The sequence below is a fragment of the uncultured Abiotrophia sp. genome, from assembly GCF_963520105.1.
In the GTDB taxonomy this organism is placed as follows: domain Bacteria; phylum Bacillota; class Bacilli; order Lactobacillales; family Aerococcaceae; genus Abiotrophia.
Genome location: NZ_CAUQPN010000002.1, coordinates 100,327 through 119,688, shown reverse-complemented (window position 1 = coordinate 119,688; position 19,362 = coordinate 100,327). Strand labels below are relative to the sequence as shown.

The 19,362-nt window shown below is 45.8% G+C and carries 9 protein-coding genes; all 9 read right to left on the bottom strand.

The window, feature by feature from the left end; genetic code table 11:
• Positions 1–177: 177 nt before the first annotated feature.
• Positions 178–9,213 carry a MucBP domain-containing protein gene (locus tag RWO08_RS03680; RefSeq protein ID WP_314211257.1) on the bottom strand — a complete coding sequence of 3,012 codons (9,036 nt, stop codon included), beginning with the start codon at positions 9,211–9,213 and terminating at the stop codon, positions 178–180.
• 283 nt (positions 9,214–9,496) lie between these two features.
• On the bottom strand, positions 9,497–12,130 hold the full coding sequence (locus RWO08_RS03675; RefSeq protein WP_314211256.1) for a Spy0128 family protein: 2,634 nt from the start codon (positions 12,128–12,130) through the stop codon (positions 9,497–9,499).
• Between the two features lie 550 nt (positions 12,131–12,680).
• A complete protein-coding gene (locus RWO08_RS03670) occupies positions 12,681–13,955 on the bottom strand; it encodes an ABC transporter substrate-binding protein (RefSeq protein WP_314211255.1) in 1,275 nt (424 codons plus the stop codon).
• 42 nt (positions 13,956–13,997) lie between these two features.
• Positions 13,998–14,828, bottom strand: coding sequence for a carbohydrate ABC transporter permease (locus RWO08_RS03665; protein ID WP_070756394.1), 831 nt, complete (start codon positions 14,826–14,828; stop codon positions 13,998–14,000).
• Between the two features lie 3 nt (positions 14,829–14,831).
• Positions 14,832–15,737 carry a carbohydrate ABC transporter permease gene (locus RWO08_RS03660; RefSeq protein WP_070756395.1) on the bottom strand — a complete coding sequence of 302 codons (906 nt, stop codon included), beginning with the start codon at positions 15,735–15,737 and terminating at the stop codon, positions 14,832–14,834.
• The gene (locus RWO08_RS03655; RefSeq protein ID WP_291454487.1) at positions 15,738–16,778 is read right to left on the bottom strand and encodes an ABC transporter ATP-binding protein; all 1,041 of its coding nucleotides are present in this window, start codon (positions 16,776–16,778) and stop codon (positions 15,738–15,740) included.
• Positions 16,779–16,910: 132 nt separating this feature from the next.
• Positions 16,911–18,284 (bottom strand): MBL fold metallo-hydrolase, encoded by a 1,374-nt coding sequence (locus RWO08_RS03650; RefSeq protein WP_311467777.1) that lies wholly within the window; start codon positions 18,282–18,284, stop codon positions 16,911–16,913.
• Positions 18,285–18,480: 196 nt separating this feature from the next.
• On the bottom strand, positions 18,481–18,654 hold the full coding sequence (locus RWO08_RS03645; protein WP_311467779.1) for a hypothetical protein: 174 nt from the start codon (positions 18,652–18,654) through the stop codon (positions 18,481–18,483).
• A 6-nt stretch (positions 18,655–18,660) separates the two neighbouring features.
• Positions 18,661–19,356 carry an NAD(P)H-dependent oxidoreductase gene (locus RWO08_RS03640; protein ID WP_314211254.1) on the bottom strand — a complete coding sequence of 232 codons (696 nt, stop codon included), beginning with the start codon at positions 19,354–19,356 and terminating at the stop codon, positions 18,661–18,663.
• Between the last annotated feature and the right edge of the window lie 6 nt (positions 19,357–19,362).

Sequence of the window (19,362 nt, the reverse complement as noted above, 5' to 3'; positions counted from 1 at the left end):
TATCTCATAAAATCGAAATGTCATTACAAATCGATAACATCTGTCCCTTCCCTAACATAAGAAAAACGCGTGAGAATCGCCTATATCTGGCGAAACTCACACGTTTCCTTCTATTATATATACCCTATTCTGGTCCTAGTGAATCAGGGACCAACTTAGGTATGTATATGTGCATGCTTAGTCATGCGTCTCATCTTTGCGACTAGCTGTTGATTCTGTTCCCTGAGCACTCGATACTGACGAAGCCTGATTGGCAGCCTCCGCTGGCATCACTGGCACGACCGTCTCTTCTCTGGTGTAAACCAACTCGTAAGTCTCCGCTTCTTCATAGACATTAATACCGTCTAGCGTCTCCCCATTCTTGCGTAGGTAGCTATACTTGTAGTTAGCAACCGTCACTGGTTTTGGAATGACGTAACGATTTGGCCACGCACTTAAAGTCGTTGGCTCGTGAATCTCCTGGCCATCCTCCGTGACATGCCGCAAGGTGATAACCGTCTTCTCTTCATAACTTGGAACTCGGTAATGTAATTTTACGACGATTGGTTTATCGCCAACTGTCCCAGATAGCGGATCATCACTGTAGTCGTACACAAGCCAGCTCCATAAATTCTCTTCAGGTGTTACCGTGTATGGCTCACCTTGGGTGACGGTACGTTCCTCTAGATGAACTCGCACTGGGAAGCCTTCGATAGAATCATCGTTATAGTATTCAATGTACAGCTTCGTTACTCGGCGATAGACAAAGACTATTTCAAAGTCATGATCAGGTACCGTGCCCTGGGCATTCTCTGGAACGGACGTCAGTTCATAGTCAGGAAAGTCACCCTGAGTTTCCTTCTCATACTCTGTTCCAACCTCTACCCTATCTGTCCTTGTTTGCGCCAACTCTTCACCTGACACGGTTACATGTTTAACAGTTTTTGTCACTCGATGAATTGGATTGTAGTAGTAATCGATATAGACTGTCTCAGGATCTTCGCTACTAAAGGTATGGTAAGCATAATTGGTGTTTTTTCGTACCATCCGATAATTATCTGCATTAAACTCCCCTTCTTCACGAATGGCAGGTTCAAATTCAGACCTGAAAGGCTTACCCTCTAATGCTACATGCTCGATTAATTTTATAACCTCTCCCGTTTTGTCATTAATGTATCGCACGATAACTCGATGCTTAGGATTAGAATTATAGACGAAGGTTACAATCGTTTCTTCCGCCTCTAAGAAGCCAGACGCTTGTCCTTGAGTGTGGCTGTAGACATAGCCAGGAACAGGATTAGGCACTAAGTAGTAAGGGGTCTCAGCATGCCCTTTCACCGTTTCGCTTCCAATCTCATGCCCTTCTTCATCGACATAGCGCGCTGTTGCTGTATGGAACTTGTCGAAATGTCGATAAGTTAGGGTGATGGTGGTATCTTCATTGAAAGTAGCAAACAAAGACTGTCCTGTTCTCTTCAGAGCATACTGTTGTTGAGAAAGATCCGCTGGTCGGATGGTAGTCTCTACTCCCATAGGTACTTCAATATGTTTCTGATATTCAGCAACATATTGGTCAAGGTCTTGTCCTGCCTCATCTACATACTTCAAGGTGACGGTTGCGGTAGTTCGTTTATATCTCAAATTGACAACTTTTGGACTGTCTTCAAATTGACCTTTGAACTCACTTTCATCACTAGCAAGCTCGTATTTTTTGTCGCCCTTGGAGATATAGTGCTTGGAACTTAGATCATATGTTTCCCCAACTAAACCATCGTGTATCTCACTAACTTCGAGCTTTTCGCCAGCCTCGTCCAAGAAGTTAACTCGGATGATCCCTGGCAGAATCCGACGACGGTAGTAAACCTCTACTTCCCCACGCCCATCTCTAGAATTTCTAATTTCAAATACACTAGGTTGAGACCTCAAGTTGTCATAGTTCACGTCATGACCTAGGAAATCATAGAGGTCAGGATAAGGATTCCGAGGTATCAAAGTAGAAATAGGCATTCCCACTGTCCCCGAGATAGTAAACTGTCTATCTGTTTGCCGAGGATCTTCTCGGAGAGTATTTCCTACTTTTCCAAATAACTCCAGTCCTGGGGCCGTTGCTTGATAATAGTAGATGACGTGTTTTTCATAGCCAGCATATTTACCTGTTACCTCTCCTTGGACACCGACATATCGATAGTATTCAATATTCTTCTTCTCCGTCACATATTGCGTCCCGACCGCCCCATGTAAGATGACACGCTCGGCTAGATAATTCCCTCTGTCATCTACATAATCTACGATTACCTTACCCGGATCTGGATAAACAGAGCGATAGACATAAGTGACAACCTGATCTTCTAGTTGATAAGTCCCGGTCGTATTCCCTAGAACCGTGAGGAAAGTAAAGTTATCAAACTGCTTCTGCTCTGTCTGATATGGTGTGCCAAAAGGTTTATAGCTACGAATTGGTGGGGCTAAGTCTTCGTTAGCCTCATCCACATAACGCACAATCAAAGTGCCTTCTTTATCTTTAGTGATATTCACTACTCTATAAATATAAGTAACCACTTGTTCTTGCTCACTATACTGGCCGAATTCTTCACCGTTAACTTGGACGAATACGTAATTGTTGAATTCTTTTTGACGAGTATAGTAGTTCTTACCCAGCTCGCCTTTCATCACAATTTCCGGGATGAGTAGCATTCCTTGGTCATCCTGATAACGTACCCGCACAATCCCTGGCAACTCCTGGTCAGTGCCTTTGCGATAGACATAAGTCACCGTCTGAGTTTCTAGGCTATAGTTACCTGTCTCAGCACCATCGACATGATCGAAGACATAACCTTCGATTTCCTTTTTCTCTGTGCTATAGGCAGTATCTACCTGACCAGAGAGATTAATGCTTGGCCAAATGCTATGCCCATCCGTATCTTGGTAATTCACCTTAACATAGCCAATTGACTTCCGATAGACATAGGTAATCGTTTGTGCCTCTTCTGTATAGAAGCCCATCTCTGGCCCATCAACTCGAACGAGTTCATAGTTGTCAAAGCTTCTCGCCTTTTCTTGATAAGGTAGTCCCACATAGTCTGTCAGATACTTCGGCTGTGCAAGTTCTTCACCCGCTTCATCTTCATACTTGACAGTCAAATCTCCTCGAAGTCTTTCATAATAGTAGATAACCTTCTGAGGCTCTTCGGTTATTTGCCCCTCTGTTTCACCGTCAACTCTAGTAAAACGATGATTTGCGAAGTGTTTCTGAGTGGTAGTATAGTAATCACCAACGGCCCCTTTGATTTCTTCAGCTGGTCCTAAATCAACATCAGCCTCGTTGCGGTAATAAACAATTACTTTAGAGGTCACGACTCTTGCAATCCGGCGATAAACAAAGTCCACCCTTTGAGTCTGGCCTGAGATATACTTCCCTTTTTTCTCACCCTCGGTACGAATGAGAATATAGTTTTCAATATCTAATGTATCGAATTCATAGGATGCGCCTGGTCGTCCATCAGTATAGACACTTGGCTTAAGCTCTTTGCCATTTTCATCGACATACTTTGCATTCGCATACCCCCAGCCACTTTCTTCCTTCTTATATTCTTTAGTTGAGTATAAGAGAATGACGACCTGTGTCCCTTCTTGGTAAGTGACACGAGGAGGATATCCTTCCCACCCTTGATAGAAGTAGTTTTCAAATTTTTTGATTTCGATCGGGGCATCAGTCCCCACATATCCTGTTGTCACGACATCAGGATGTAGGGTTTCACCCTTGACGGTCTTATATCGTACAACGACTTTCCCTCGAGCCTTGGTTCGAGGACTAGCATAGACATAGGTGACATAATGTTTTTGGCTAGCATAGGTCCCTTGGGTCTCCCCAGACACATAAGATAGACGATAGCCTTCAACTGCCTTCTCTTCAGTCTGGTAGCTATCTCCCAGTAACCCTGCCATATCCACTGGAGGAAGCAAATCATCGTTTGTCTCATCAACATAGCGGACATTTACTGCACCATTATTTGGCGGTAAATTGGCTGGTTGATAGACAAACTTAACGGTCTTGGCTTCCGTTGCGAATGTCCCTTGGCGATCTCCCTCAACTCTCAAGAAGTTATATTCTCTCACTTCTTTCTGAGTAGCTGTATAGGCAGTGTCTACTTCGCCTTCTAAGGTCTCGGCATCAGCCACAGGCTGATCCGCTTCGTCCACATATAAGACATTGACTGTTCCGCGTGGTTTTGGAATGGCTTGGTAGATGTACTTAACTTTTTGGATTTCAGCCTTGAAGGTTCCGGTCTCTGAGCCGTCTACGCGTAGGAAGTTATAACCTGTTACTTCCTTCTTCTGCGCCGTGTAGGCTGCGTCTACTTCACCTTCCAAAGTCTCAGGATCTGCTACTTGCGCATCTTGCTCGTCTACGTAGGTGACATTAACTGTACCACGTGGCTTCGGAATAGCTTGATAGATGTACTTAACATTCTGAACTTCTGTCTTGAAGGTGCCAGTCGCTGGGCCTTCTACTTGTAGGAAGTTGTAACCTGTGATTTCTTTCTTCTCAGTTGCATAACTTGCATCCACTTCACCTTCTAAGGTAACTGGATCTGCCAACTTAGCGTCCTGATCGTCAACGTAGGTTACGTTGACTGTTCCTCGCGGCTTCGGAATGGCTTGGTAAATATATTTCACGTTTTGGACTTCTGTCTTGAAGGTACCAGTAGCAGGACCCTCTACTCGTAAGAAGTTGTAGCCTGTGATTTCTTTCTTCTCAGTTGTATAACTTGCATCCACTTCACCTTCTAAGGTAACTGGATCTGCCAATTTGGCGTCTTGCTCGTCAACGTAAGTCACATTCACTGTGCCGCGTGGTTTCGGAATGGCTTGGTAGATATACTTGACGTTTTGGGCTTCTGTCTTGAAGGTGCCTGTTTCTGGGCCCTCCACTCGCAAGAAGTTGTAGCCTGCTACTTCTTTCTTCTGGGTCGTGTAGGCTGCGTCTACTTCGCCTTCCAGAGTTTCTGGATCTGCCAATTTGGCGTCTTGCTCGTCAACGTAAGTTACGTTTACTGTTCCTCGCGGTTTTGGAATTGCTTGGTAGATGTACTTAACGTTTTGGACTTCTGCTTTGAAAGTGCCAGTCTCTGGACCTTCTACTCGTAAGAAGTTATAGCCTGTGATTTCTTTCTTCTCAGTTGTATAACTTGCATCCACTTCACCTTCTAAGGTAACTGGATCTGCCAACTGAGCGTCTTGCTCGTCTACGTAAGTCACATTCACTGTTCCGCGTGGTTTTGGAATTGCTTGGTAGATGTACTTGACATTCTGAACTTCTATCTTGAAGGTGCCAGTCTCTGAACCCTCCACTCGCAAGAAGTTATAGCCAGATACTTCTTTCTTCTGGGCCGTGTAGGCTGCATCCACTTCGCCCTCCAAAGTTTCTGGATTTGCTACTTGCTCATCTTGCTCGTCTACGTAAGTGACATTCACTGTTCCTCGCGGCTTCGGAATGGCTTGGTAGATGTACTTGACGTTTTGGGCTTCTGTCTTGAAGGTGCCTGTTTCTGGGCCCTCTACTCGCAAGAAGTTATAACCAGATACTTCCTTCTTCTGCGCCGTGTAGGCTGCGTCCACTTCGCCCTCCAAAGTTTCTGGATCTGCTACTTGCGCATCTTGCTCGTCTACGTAAGTGACATTCACTGTTCCTCGCGGCTTCGGAGTGGCTTGGTAGATGTACTTAACTTTTTGGATCTCAGCCTTGAAGGTTCCGGTCTCTGAGCCGTCTACGCGTAGGAAGTTATAACCTGTTACTTCCTTCTTCTGCGCCGTGTAGGCTGCGTCCACTTCACCTTCCAAAGTCTCAGGATCTGCTACTTGCGCATCTTGCTCATCCACGTAAGTCACAAGAACTGTTCCTCGCGGCTTCGGAATGGCTTGATAGATGTACTTAACGTTCTGAACTTCGGACTTGAAGGTACCAGTAGCAGGACCCTCTACTCGTAAGAAGTTGTAACCTGTGATTTCTTTCTTCTCAGTTGTATAGGCCGTATCCACTTCGCCTTCTAAAGTGACCGGATCTGCTACTTGCGCATCTTGCTCATCCACGTAAGTCACAAGAACTGTTCCTCGCGGCTTCGGAATGGCTTGATAGATGTACTTAACGTTCTGAACTTCGGACTTGAAGGTACCAGTAGCAGGACCCTCTACTCGTAAGAAGTTGTAACCTGTGATTTCTTTCTTCTCAGTAGCATAAGTTGCATCCACTTCACCCTCTAAAGTGACCGGATCTGCCAATTTGGTGTCTTGCTCGTCAACGTAAGTGACATTAACCGTTCCGCGTGGTTTCGGAATGGCTTGATAGATGTACTTAACGTTTTGGACTTCTGCTTTGAAAGTGCCTGTCTCTGGACCATCCGCTCGCAGGAAGTTATAACCTGAAATTTCTTTCTTCTCAGCTGTATAGGCTGCGTCCACTTCACCTTCTAAGGTGACTGAATCTGCCAATTTAGCATCTTGCTCGTCTACGTAAGTCACAAGAACTGTTCCACGTGGTTTCGGAATGGCTTGGTAGATATACTTGACGTTTTGGGCTTCTGATTTGAAAGTGCCAGTCTCTGGACCTTCTACTCGTAAGAAGTTATAACCTGAAATTTCTTTCTTCTCGGCTGTATAGGCTGCGTCCACTTCGCCTTCCAAGGTAACTGGATCTGACAATTTTGCGTCTTGTTCGTCCACGTAAGTTACATTCACTGTTCCGCGTGGTTTTGGAATTACTTGGTAGATGTACTTAACATTTTGAACTTCTGTCTTGAAGGTACCAGTTTCTGGACCCTCCACTCGCAGGAAGTTGTAACCTGTGATTTCTTTCTTTTCAGCAACATAAGTTGCATCCACTTCACCTTCTAAAGTGACCGGATCTGCCAATTTGGCGTCTTGCTCGTCCACGTAAGTTACATTCACTGTTCCACGTGGTTTTGGAATGGCTTGGTAGATATACTTGACGTTTTGGGCTTCTACTTTGAAAGTACCTGTCTCTGGGCCTTCCACTCGCAAGAAGTTATAGCCAGATACTTCTTTCTTCTGGGCCACGTAGGCTGCGTCCACTTCGCCTTCCAAAGTTTCTGGATCTGCCAATTTAGCATCTTGCTCGTCAACGTAAGTCACATTCACTGTTCCGCGTGGTTTTGGAATGGCTTGGTAGATGTACTTAACATTCTGAACTTCGGACTTGAAGGTGCCAGTAGCAGGACCCTCTACTCGTAAGAAGTTGTAACCTGTGATTTCTTTCTTCTCAGTAGCATAAGTTGCATCCACTTCACCCTCTAAAGTGACCGGATCTGCCAATTTGGTGTCTTGCTCGTCAACGTAAGTGACATTAACCGTTCCGCGTGGTTTCGGAATGGCTTGATAGATGTACTTAACGTTTTGGACTTCTGCTTTGAAAGTGCCTGTCTCTGGACCATCCGCTCGCAGGAAGTTATAACCTGAAATTTCTTTCTTCTCAGCTGTATAGGCTGCGTCCACTTCACCTTCTAAGGTGACTGAATCTGCCAATTTAGCATCTTGCTCGTCTACGTAAGTCACAAGAACTGTTCCGCGTGGTTTTGGAATTGCTTGGTAGATATACTTGACGTTTTGGGCTTCTACTTTGAAAGCACCTGTCTCTGGGCCTTCCACTCGCAAGAAGTTGTAGCCTGTGATTTCTTTCTTCTCAGTTGCGTAGGCGGCATCCACTTCACCTTCTAAGGTAACTGGATCTGCCAATTTTGCGTCTTGCTCGTCCACGTAAGTTACGTTTACCGTTCCACGTGGTTTTGGAATTGCTTGGTAGATGTACTTAACGTTTTGGACTTCTGTCTTGAAGGTGCCAGTTTCTGGACCTTCTACTCGTAAGAAGTTATAACCTGTGATTTCTTTCTTCTCAGTTGTATAACTTGCGTCCACTTCGCCTTCCAAGGTAACTGGGTCGGACAATTTTGCGTCTTGCTCGTCTACGTATGTAACATTCACCGTTCCGCGTGGTTTCGGAATGGCTTGGTAGATGTACTTAACATTCTGAACTTCGGACTTGAAGGTGCCAGTAACTGGGCCTTCCACTCGCAAGAAGTTATAGCCTGTGATTTCTTTCTTCTCAGTTGTATAACTTGCATCCACTTCACCTTCTAAGGTAACTGGATCTGCCAACTGAGCGTCTTTCTCATCAACGTAAGTTACTTGGACGCGTCCAGATTCCTTAGCTGAGGATTGTGATTCTTTTGGTGTATAGATGAAGGTCGTGACTTGTGGTTCGGTTTGGTACTGACCAGAAATCTTCCCTTCAATACGTGCAAGCTCGTAACCTTGGAAAGTTTTCTCTTCTAATGTAAAGTCACTTCCCACGGTACCGGTTGTTACGAGATCGTCTGCTAATTTGTCTTGCTTCTCGGTTAGATAACGAGCTGTTACGGTACCTTCTACTTTTGGCTTGTTAGAGCTTGTGTGGATATAACCGACATAAGTGAAGCCATCGATTTTAGGCGGCGTATATTGATAAGTTTGCCCCTTGGTTACCGTCTGGGTCTCGCTAGCGCGCAAATAATTCATTTGCGCCAGAGCACCACGACCAGCGCCTAAACCGGATAAACCGATAACTAATAGCAACCAGAATTTCCAAGAGCCGTTTTGCTTACGGAAAGACCATGCTAGCAGTGTCCCTAGAATCAATAGGAGTGCACTAATGAGCCACTGCAGGATGACCGCATTCAACTCACCCGTCTTAGGAAGTGAGCCTGGGTTTTGCGGTTTGGATGGTTCTGGGTCTCCAGGTACAGAAGAAGATTCTGATGAACTGGAACTCTGGGAATCGGACTCTGACGAGCTAGACGATTCGGAACTCTCGGAATCTGATGAGCTGGAGGACTCAGATTCTGAGGAAGAGGAGCTCTCGGACTCTGAAGAGGACGAACTCTCAGATTCAGAGGACTCTTCCGATGATGCTGAAGATTCATCGGATTGACTAGGTGGTTGAGGTTTTGAGCTTGCATCTTGCTCATAAACCAATTGATAATCCGCCACATCTGTTGTCGCCGTACCAGTCGGATTCTCTTTCACCACTTGCTGGAGTTGTTCAGGTGTAAGATCCGCCTGATTGACGAAATGATAATTTACAGTGGTCTGTTCTCCCTGAGAAAAGACTTGTAATATTTGTGTGGGGAACGCTAAACAGAAGATAGCGCTGAGCGCAAGGGCTCTTTGGGTTTTGTGACGCATGCCGGTAATTCCTTTCAATATTTGTCCATTGTCTATTTAACTAGATTTATAGGCGAAAGTCAATCTAATTGCGCAAAATTCACATGGTTTTTTGTAAATCATATGATATCCTCCGATATATTATTTAAATACATATTTTGCATGATTGTTTGGACATCAAACTAAAAGAATTGCCTAGACATAAGGGGATAAAAGGCGAACGTTACTCCTGATTTTCTGCACAAAAATATGCGACCGAGAAATCTCGATCGCATATTTCATCTATTTCACATCAGTGGTTTGATTAGTTTCTAGCATTCTTGCGAGTAAACAACACAACTACTGCTGCGATTACCAATACAAAACCTAAGCCGATTAGTAAGAATGAGCTAGATTCACCAGTTTTTGGTAATTTCTTCTCTTCTTTCTTCTCTCCTGGCTTGCCTGGGTCATGAGCTGAAGTGTTATCTGCAAGGGTGTTAACGAAGACCACGCCACTTGCATTTTCTTTCTTAGAAACTACTAATTGACCTTGACCGTTGTCAGTAACTTCTACCGTTACTGGGTAAGTCTTTTCATCGTAAGTGATCTCTGACTTATCACCTTTCTTCTGACGAAGAGTGTAAGTGTAAGTACCTGGCGCATCGTATGTCAATGCTGGGAAGGCTACATGACCTTTTTCATCAGTCTTAAGTTCGCTGATGACTTTGCCATCTTTATCAAGTAATTCAATAGTGAAATCACCTGCTTTGATTGGCTGATCTTTGTCGCCTTTTTTGAGGACTGAAGTTGCATCTACAACAACGCTAGTTGGAGCTGCCTTGTAAGTGTTAGAGAAGGCTGCTTCTTTAGCGTAAGTTGCTTTTGCTTCTAATTGACCTTTACCATTGTCTGTAACTGCTACTGCTACATCGAATTCGGTTGAGTCATAAGTGTAGCCTGCTGCGCCTTCATTCTTCTCACGAATCTTGAACTTGTAGTCACCCGCTGCATCGAAGCTTACAGCTTCGAATTCAACAGAACCGTCTGCCTTGTTCTTAGCAGTGCCAACAACTTTACCGTTTTGGTCTACTAATTCGAAAGTGAATTGATCAGCTGCTAAATTAGCACCTGCCAATGTCTTGCTTGCTTTCACTACAACGCTTGCTGCTGCTGCTTTATAAGTGTTAGAGAAAGCTGCTTCTTTAGCGTAAGTTGCTTTTGCTTCTAATTGACCTTTACCGTTGTCTGTAACTGCTACTGCTACATCAAATTCGGTTGCGTCATAAGTGTAGCCTGCTGCGCCTTCATTCTTCTCACGAATAGTGTAAGTGTAGTTGCCTGCTGCATCGAAGCTTACTGCTGGAAACTCAACAGTACCATCTGCTTTGTTCTTAGCGGTTTGAACTACTGAACCAGTAGCTTTGTCTACTAATTCGAAGGTGAATTGATCAGCTGCTAAAGTGCCGCCAGTCAATGTCTTAGTAGCTTTCACTACTAGGCTTGCAGATGCTGCTTTATAAGTGTTAGTGAAGGCTTCACGGTCATAAGTAACTGTGGCAGTCTTAGCACCTGCATTGTTAACTACCTTAACAGTTGCTGTGATTGGGTTTTGGTCATAAGTGACACCTGCCAAAGTGCCTTTTACTTCGCGAATCTTGTAGGTGAAGTCACCTGCATTCTTGAACTTAACTTTCTTGAATTTAACAAGACCGTTTTCGTCGTTCTTAGCTTTTGCAACTACTGAGTTGTCTGCTGAGTTTACTAATTCGAACTCGAATTCTTCAGCTTTCAGAGCACGACCTTCCAATTTCTTGTTAACTTGGAAGATTACTTCGTCAGAACGAGCACCAGTACCGATACCATCGGTAGTTGTCAATGGTGCGAAACCGTCGAAATCTTGCTTATCTGTATCAGAAGAGAAATTTACATGGTTTTTAACACGTTTAGTTACTGGGTCAACCGGTTCAGTGACACGAGTTTGGTAGATTAAGAAGAGACCACGGCCATCTAAGCTACCACCCTTGTTAGGGATAACTGTGAAGTGGTTGTCATCTTCATTTGTAATCGTAGTCCCGTCAAAGGAGTCTACCCGAGTCCCATTTTCCCAGTCACTGAAGTAGTAACCAGTCATTGGGCCAACAAATTCTTGGCCTTCAGGGATAGTGTCTTTGATAACCGCATTAGTTACGCCTGGTTTAGCGTAGCGGTTAATACGAATACGCCAGTCAACCAATTCTGGGTTGTCTTTGTTTTGTACCCCCCACTTGGTGTAACCAGTTGGGTCTTCATCGACAACGATACGTGTCAAGGTGTAAGTCCCAGCACCTGGCATTTCAAAGGTTTGTGGAACATTTTTTGGCACGCTATCCGCCCAAACTGCCGTGAATTGGACAGCAATTCTCTTGTCTTCGTTGAGTTTTGCGTAATAAGCTTCGTTAGTGATAGTGATAGTTGCAGTATTGGTAGCTGGATCTGTTACCAAAGTCCCTACAACTTCGCCCCCAGCGGTAATGTTAGTTGGGCCAGTTTGCTCAACTTTGAAGGTACTTGGCACTGTATAAACAATGGTGTCGCCATTCTTCAAGGTTACGCTGTTTGGAATTTTGTAACTTGGGGCAATATAGAATTTACCTTCCCCGTATTTAGCGTCATTTTTAACCGGGTTAGTGTTAATGGTAAAGCCAGTAGTCAACTCATATTGAGCTGGTTGAACTTGTGCTTGTGGGAAATGTTGTTCTGGCTCTGCCTCTGGATCAGCTGTTGCAGCTGGTTCAGTTTCTTTGGCAGGCGCCTCCTGTTTTTCCTCCCCGTTCTCTGTTGCCGGTTGGACTGCTTCTGTTGCCGCTGGTGCTACTGGTGTTGCCGCATCTTGCGCAAAAGCAGAAAGTGGGCTAACAAAGACTTGTAGAACCATCAGTAAGACAATCAGAAGATTATGTAGCTTACGTTTATTCAATTTATCACTCCTATCCCCTAAATCACACCCTCCCTCTAGACGCTACTTACTCAAGGGAAGACAATGCTTTTTTAGGATGTTTTTATGGCATTTAGTACCAAGTATATTCTATCAAACCGAGATTCATTTGTATAGAGGAAATTGCGATATTTTCAGAATCATTCGCATATTGTTAACAATGTCACGTCATGTCTTTTTTTTTATGACATGCTAAGCAAGCCAACGCCTATTACTAGCGGTTTTCATAGTCTGTGCCATCTAGTATCTGACTTACATAGACCACTAAAAAAGTTGCTTGGGACCGGCGACCAGTTCTAGCATATATGAAGCAATATAAGACGATTCCTATTACTAGCAAGCTACCTAATCCCGCAAACCCACTAGCTGGCCCTAGGCCATTGATGGAAGATGCTGCCATCATTTCTTTCTACTATTATAATATGCAAATCTCTACCTGGGATGATACTGCCAGTAACACATAAAAAAGAGACTAGGAAGTTAGTCCCAGTCTCTCGTTTGACTTATTTACTTATTGTATTGATCAGGCTGATTATAGGTGTAAGTAGCCCTTGATTAGATCTTCTAACTTCTTCATTTCAGTCTTGATGTCCGCATCGTTAACGACGATGTTTTCCAAGGCTAATTCTGAGTCAGCGAAGACTTTAGCAGAACCTTCATAGATTGGAGCCGTAAAGCCGTACTCTAATTCGTCAGATGCTGCCTTAACAAGTGGGTTTTCTTTGACATAGTTAGTCCAGATTTCTGAGTTAGTCCCAGACTTAGTGATTGGTAGGTAACCAGTCTTAGATGCCCAAGTTGCAGTGTTCTCCGCCTTGAGGAGGAAGGACATGAAGGCTACAGCCCCTGCTTTTTCTTCATCAGAAGCATCTTCGAAGACCCCTAAGTCGTTCCCTGCTAAGAGGGTCATTTGCTTGCCTTGACCGAAAGTTGGAACTGGCGCAGTGGTAATGTTGATACCTGATTCTTGCACACCCTTGACTACGTAAGGTAAGCCCGCAGATGAGCCAATGTAGATTGCAGAACCGCCAGCTGCGAATGGACCTGACATGTACTTGTCTTCACCGGCCAAACGTGCTGAACCGTCTTTGACCATGTCTTTGATGAATTGGATAGGTTCGATGGCTTTGTCAGAAGTGAGGTCAACTGTCTTCAAGTCGTCAGAAACCCAAGTTGCGCCGTTTTGGCGAGCCATGGTTTCCACTTCGATAGACAGACCATTTTCCAAACCTAAGGCTGGCTTATCAACGCCTTTTTCTTTGAGGGCAGCTGCTAATTCTTTGACTTCAGCCCAAGTCTTAGGTACTTCTTTACCTGCTTGTTTGAGCATGTCTTGGTTAACGAACATGAGACGTACAGATTTAGAAAATGGTAATGCGTAGATCTTGTCTTCAACGGTTACGCCTTTTAAGAAACCTGGGTAGATGTCCTTCTTAAGTTCTTCAGTGAAGCCATTGTCAGCAGTTAAGAATTCATCTAATGGAGCTAAGAGGCCTTCTGACTTGAAGCCAGAGAAGCTAGATGCAGTTAATTGAGTCATGGTTGGTAGGTCGCCAGAGGCAGCCGCAGCCATCACCCCTTGTTGTAGGGCTTTGTAGTTCCCTTGGCTAGTTTCTTCAACTTCATACTTGTCTTGAGATTCGTTGAAGGCCTTAACGAGTTTGGTTAATTCCTCAGCATGAGGACCGTTCATTGCATGCCAGAAAGTTACTTTAACCTTTTCAGCAGCCTGAGCAGATGGTGCGTAAGCACTGAATGCTAAGACTACTGTGAGTAATAATGCGAAAAGCACTTTGATTTTTTTCACTAGATGTTACCTCCAAATAGTTAATGGGAAAGCATTGAGGGGCTAGCCCTTCAAGCCTGAACGCGAAATACCTTGAATAATGTATTTCTGCAACAATAAGTAAATAATCACCATTGGCAAGATTACCAGGGTCGACGCCGCCATCAAGAGTTCGAATTGGGTGCCGGCTTCAGTGGTAAAGGCTTGGAGTCCAACAGGTAAAGTCCGTAAGTCAGGTGCCGAGTTGGTGACGATCATTGGCCAGAGGAAGGAGTTCCATGAACCGATGACCTTGAGAATCATCACGGCGATAATGGATGATTTAGACAGTGGCACAACCATTTCCCAGAGGAATTGCCAGTCGCTGGCGCCATCCGTCTTGGCAGCATAGTAGAGCTCGTCTGGAATCGTCTGAATGTTTTGCTTCAAGGTGAAAACCGAGAAGACAGAGGCGAACCAAGGAATAATCAAGGCCCAGTAGGTGTTGACTAATTTCCAACTTGACAAGGTCACGAAGTTTGGAATGGTCATCAATTCCCCTGGCACCATCATGGTTGCCAATAAGAGTAAGAAGAGGATGTCTTTACCCCAGAATTTGAGCTTAGCGAAGGCATAAGCTGCTAGGATTGAGGTGAAGAGTTCCCCGGCGGTCGTCACAGTTGTAACAAAGACCGAGTTAAGGAAGTAGCGGCCGAATGGGGCTTTCTCCAGGGCTTGGCCATAGTTAGAGAAGAGCCAGTTCCGTGGTAGCCAAGTTGGCGGTACGGAGATTGCTTCGGACCCTGACTTCAGACTGGTCGCCACCATCCAGTAGAATGGCAGAATCATGACCAGCGCGCCCAAGGTCAAGATGACATAGAGCAGAATTGTTTGAATGCGTTTTGTGCGTGCCATGTCTTAACCTCCCCGCTTCTCGAAGTATTTGTTGCCTATGTTCTGGAAGACGGTAATAACGAGGACAATGGCGAAGAGGATAATCCCGGTCGCAGCTGCCATCCCGTAGTTAAATTGAACATAGAACTGATCGAAGAGATAGTAGACAACGGTCATGGCTGAACCACCTGGTCCAGGACGCCCATTGAAGAGGGCGAAGACTTCATCGAAGACCTTGAAGCCGTTGATGATGCCGACTGTTGACAAGAGGAAGAGGGTTGGTCGTAAGAGCGGTAAGGTAATATTGGTGAATCTCTTCCAGGCGTTGGCCCCATCAACTTGAGCTGCCTTGTAGTAGGTCTCGTTGATGTTACCCAAGCCGACCAGGGTCAGCAGGATATTGAAGCCCAGGCTCTTCCAGATGGCCATGATAATGACGGCCGTCATGGCTGTCTTAGGATCATTAAGCCAGTTGATACGGTCAATCCCTACTAAACCTAAGAGGTAGTTGAGTAGCCCGTACTCTGAGTGATAGAGCCAAGACCAGACCACGGAGATGGCCACCGTTGAGGTAACGAATGGCAAGAAGTAGGCGGTTCGGAAGAGGCCTTTGAGGACTGGAATCTGATTGAGTAAGACCGCAACCGTTACGGAAATTGTGATGGAACAGAGTACCACCCAGAAAACGTAGGTTGCCGTATTTTGTAGCGCTAGGTAGAACTTAGGATCCGCCAGAATCTTCTGGAAGTTATCCAGAGACCAGACCACTGGCTTGTTCTTAGTAATATTCCGCAACTTGTAGTTTTCATAGAAACTCATCATGAAGGAGCGGATAATCGGAATAATGGTGAAGGTTGTCATGAACACCAAGGCCGGCGCTAAATAGAGTAGGGCCTGGAGGCTACTCTTGAGAGTAGGTTTGCGGTTCATCTAGCCCTCACGCTCGCTTTCTGACAGAATGCGACGTTGGTCTTCTTGGAAGAAGAGTAGGCGTTCAGCAGGCACTTGCAAGTAAACTTCTTGGCCTACTTCTAAATCGCCGTCTAAGTTGGAAACGACGAAGCGTTCGCCTTCCCATTCCAAGTGAACGGTAATATCCTTACCTACTGCTTCCACACGGACTACTTTCCCGCGGACTAAGTAGTTATCGGCTGTCCCAGGACGGAAGTGCTCGGAACGGACTCCGATAGTTGCCCAGTTCAATTCTGAGAAGGCACTGTTAGGGTTAAGGGCTGCAGAGCCCTTAGCAAAGGTGTTGATGATTGGTGACCCGATGAAGCGAGCCACGAAGAGGTTGCTAGGTGTTTGGTAGAGGCTGACTGGGTCCGCTACTTGTTGAATCTCGCCTTTTTCCAAGACCATGACACTGTCCGCGATAGACAAAGCTTCTTCTTGGTCGTGGGTAACGAAGACAGTGGTAACCCCTGTCTCTTGTTGGATACGGCGAATTTCTTCACGCATCTCAATCCGGAGGCGAGCATCTAAGTTAGATAAAGGCTCGTCCATAAGTAGGATGGAAGGTGATTTAGCCATAGCCCGGCTGATGGCCACCCGTTGCTGTTGTCCCCCTGACAACTGGCGTGGGTACTTATCTAACTGGTCTTGAATTTGCGTTAATTTTGCCATTTCGATGGCACGTTCGCGGCGCTCAGCTTTTGGCATTTTTTCCATTTTGAGCGGGAACATGATGTTTTCCAAGACCGTCAAGTGTGGATAGAGGGCATAGGATTGGAAGACTAAGCCTACCCGACGCTTAACTGGGTCTAATTTAGTTACATCTTTATCGTCGAAGAAAATCTTACCTGATGTTGCGTTCAGTAACCCTGAAATTAAGTATAATGTTGTAGATTTACCACAGCCAGAAGGTCCTAAGAAGGAAATAAGTTGCTGGCTAGGCAATGTAAAATTAATCCGGTCCAAAACAGTCTTCTGTTCGAACTGCATGGTCACGTCTTCAAATCTAACTTGCACGTTGATTCTCCTCATTTTTATCAGTCTTAATAAGTGCTAGGGAGCTTACAGCTCTAGCGTAAATTATAGCATAAATCGCATCATATTTCCCTCAATTTTTGCGTTTTTCATGCTATTCTAATAAAAGCTTTTTTAGTCAGCTAGGCTCTTAATCTGTTCAGCAGAGTAAGTCGTCTCTAGACTTGGTAACCATGGGGTCAGCCCTAAATCGACTAAGGCTTCCGCATAACGTTCTGGCTTAAAGCTGTGCCATGGCACAACCAGCTTAGCACCTACCACATAGTTGACCAAGCAGAGGTCTTGAGTAGAAGCGTGGCCAGACACATGGCCATGATAGAATTGCCAGCCTGCTTTGACGATGCCTTCCAACCAAGGTTGGTAACGCGCATCATAGGCACCTAACGGCACCCCGTTGGAGTGGATGTAGATACCTTCCGATAGGCTGAAGATATAGTCATGGTGTTGCTCATAATCAACTTGAACGGCGTATTGCGCTGGTGCTGCCTGCACTTGGTCCCAGGTCAAGACATCTTGAGCTGGCAGCTTGCTGTCGCCATCCCAGTTGATGGTTGCCAAGGCTGCCTCTGGCGCCATGTAAGGCCGCAAGAGACGGTAGTAGTTAGGCTCTAAGACCAGAGTCCGTCCTGCACGATTGAGCGCTTGCGCCATATAGACTAGACGTTCAATATTTTGTGGATAGACGTTAAGCGCCACTAACTGATTGCCAGCTTGCTCAACCACTTGGGTAAAGTCCTTGAGGAACTTGGCTTCGTTGCCTGCTGAAATTGAGGCTACGCGAGCAGCCAAGTCCTCTGGCAGTTGCATCCGATCATCGCGTGATCCTGGTTCAAAGCTGAAGGTCGTCCCTTCAACTAAGAAGAGGTCAGGCTGGAAGGCCCGGGCTTTTTGCGCCCAGTGTAAGACGCGTTCTGGATGGAAACCAGTTAAACGGAAGTCACCAGAGTTAACCACCTTAAGGTCTGGCCCGGTGATGAAGATGCTAGCTGCCCCAATGGTGTCATGGTCGCTGACCACAAACTCAATAGTGAAAGGTCCAAATTGGAAAGGTGCCTCTGATTGAACGGCTTGCCAATTAACCTTGAAGTCAGGCAACAAGCCGTCGCTTGCTAGACGTTTGTAGAAGGAAACACTGTCTTCTAGCGCATAGATGGCTAGGTCCTCAGGCAACTGACCGAAGCCCCCAATATGGTCTAGATGGAGGTGTGATAGGCAGACGATGGTCTTAATATCGGTCTCCTCATAGCTTGCTAGGTCACTTGCGCCTAGTTGTTGGCGGGTGTAGAGGCCGTCAATGGCCGGCAGGTGCCCCTTTTCTAGCAGGCTTGAGGTCAAGTCGACTTGCTTCAATTCATCCAAGCTCGCTCCAAATAAGGCGCCAAAATCTGTCAGAATACGGTAGTTACCCGCTTCTAGACTGACAATATTACCACCTATGGTATCAAGTCCTCCCCAAAATCTTACCTGGGTCGTGATTTCTTGTGTCATGTTGTCTGTCTCCTTCATTGCATTTTGTGCCACAGTCCATCATACCACCAAAAGCCCCCCTGTCGCAAGTCTTGGGGAAAGGTTCTCAGGTCAGGAGTGACAACTTGTGATCAGGTCAGCACTCGGTCGCCTGACGCTTAGGAGAATAGCAAAAGCCCCGCCTCCTTCTGGTCAAGGGGCGGGGCTAGGGCTTAACTTAATTTTGCCAGTCCTTAGGACTCCACATGCTACCGTCTAATTGGCCTTCTAGCTGGCGCAGACGGTCTTCTTGTTGTTGGTAGAGGTCGCTAGCGACTTGCAGCAAGGCTTGACTGGGATAGTCAGAAGCCTGTTCCTGCCAGTCCTGGATATAGTCTTGATAGGGATTCATAAGAAGCTAACCCTCCTTATTCAGGGCCTGCAGCTCCTGGATTTCATCTCGATTTTGACTCAAGTCCTCACGGAACTGGTCATAGACTGCTTGGCTTTCAAGCGACAGGGACATGTCCAAGTCGGCTAGTCGATCCAAGACAAAGGTCTGCAAGGCATCGAAGTCATCCACCTTACCCGTCTCAAGGTAGCAGGAGTAGTGAACTAGCAGCTGCTTCTTCTGGGGCTCGGTCAGATAGTGGAACTGATGAACCGGAAAATAAGCCAAGGGCGCTAAACCAAAATGCTTGGCCCAGGCATAATAAGGCGACAAGAGCGAAGACAGGCTAAAGCCTTCCCGGCCCCCGACTTGATAGCGGCTAGCCTTAACGCCTGCAATGACCACCAAGCCCATTTCCATCTGAGCGAGGCGAGGCATGGCGGCCTGCATGGCCTTGGACATATCGAAGACGCTATCCAGCCAGATTTTGAGGATGGCTGGCGCCTGGTACCAGTAGAGTTGGAACTGGAAAATCACCCGGTCATAGCGAGTCAGACGTGCCAATTCCACGCTGGCATCGAAGTTCTGGCCATTGGCCTCATATTCCGCCTGCAAATCGACATAGCTGACCTCAGTCAGGGCCAAACCTGATTGTTGTAAAAATTGTTGGCTACTAGAGCCGGCCACATCAGGGTGGGCCAGATAGACGATGGTCTTAGTCACAACAGA

Bases quoted from the DNA above. Each gene is read 5' to 3' on its own strand.
- RWO08_RS03660 (WP_070756395.1), bottom strand. From the start codon at position 15,737: ATGAACCGCAAACCTACTCTCAAGAGTAGCCTCCAGGCCCTACTCTAT.
- RWO08_RS03665 (WP_070756394.1), bottom strand. From the start codon at position 14,828: ATGGCACGCACAAAACGCATTCAAACAATTCTGCTCTATGTCATCTTG.
- RWO08_RS03645 (WP_311467779.1), bottom strand. From the start codon at position 18,654: ATGAATCCCTATCAAGACTATATCCAGGACTGGCAGGAACAGGCTTCT.
- RWO08_RS03650 (WP_311467777.1), bottom strand. From the start codon at position 18,284: ATGACACAAGAAATCACGACCCAGGTAAGATTTTGGGGAGGACTTGAT.
- RWO08_RS03680 (WP_314211257.1), bottom strand. From the start codon at position 9,213: ATGCGTCACAAAACCCAAAGAGCCCTTGCGCTCAGCGCTATCTTCTGT.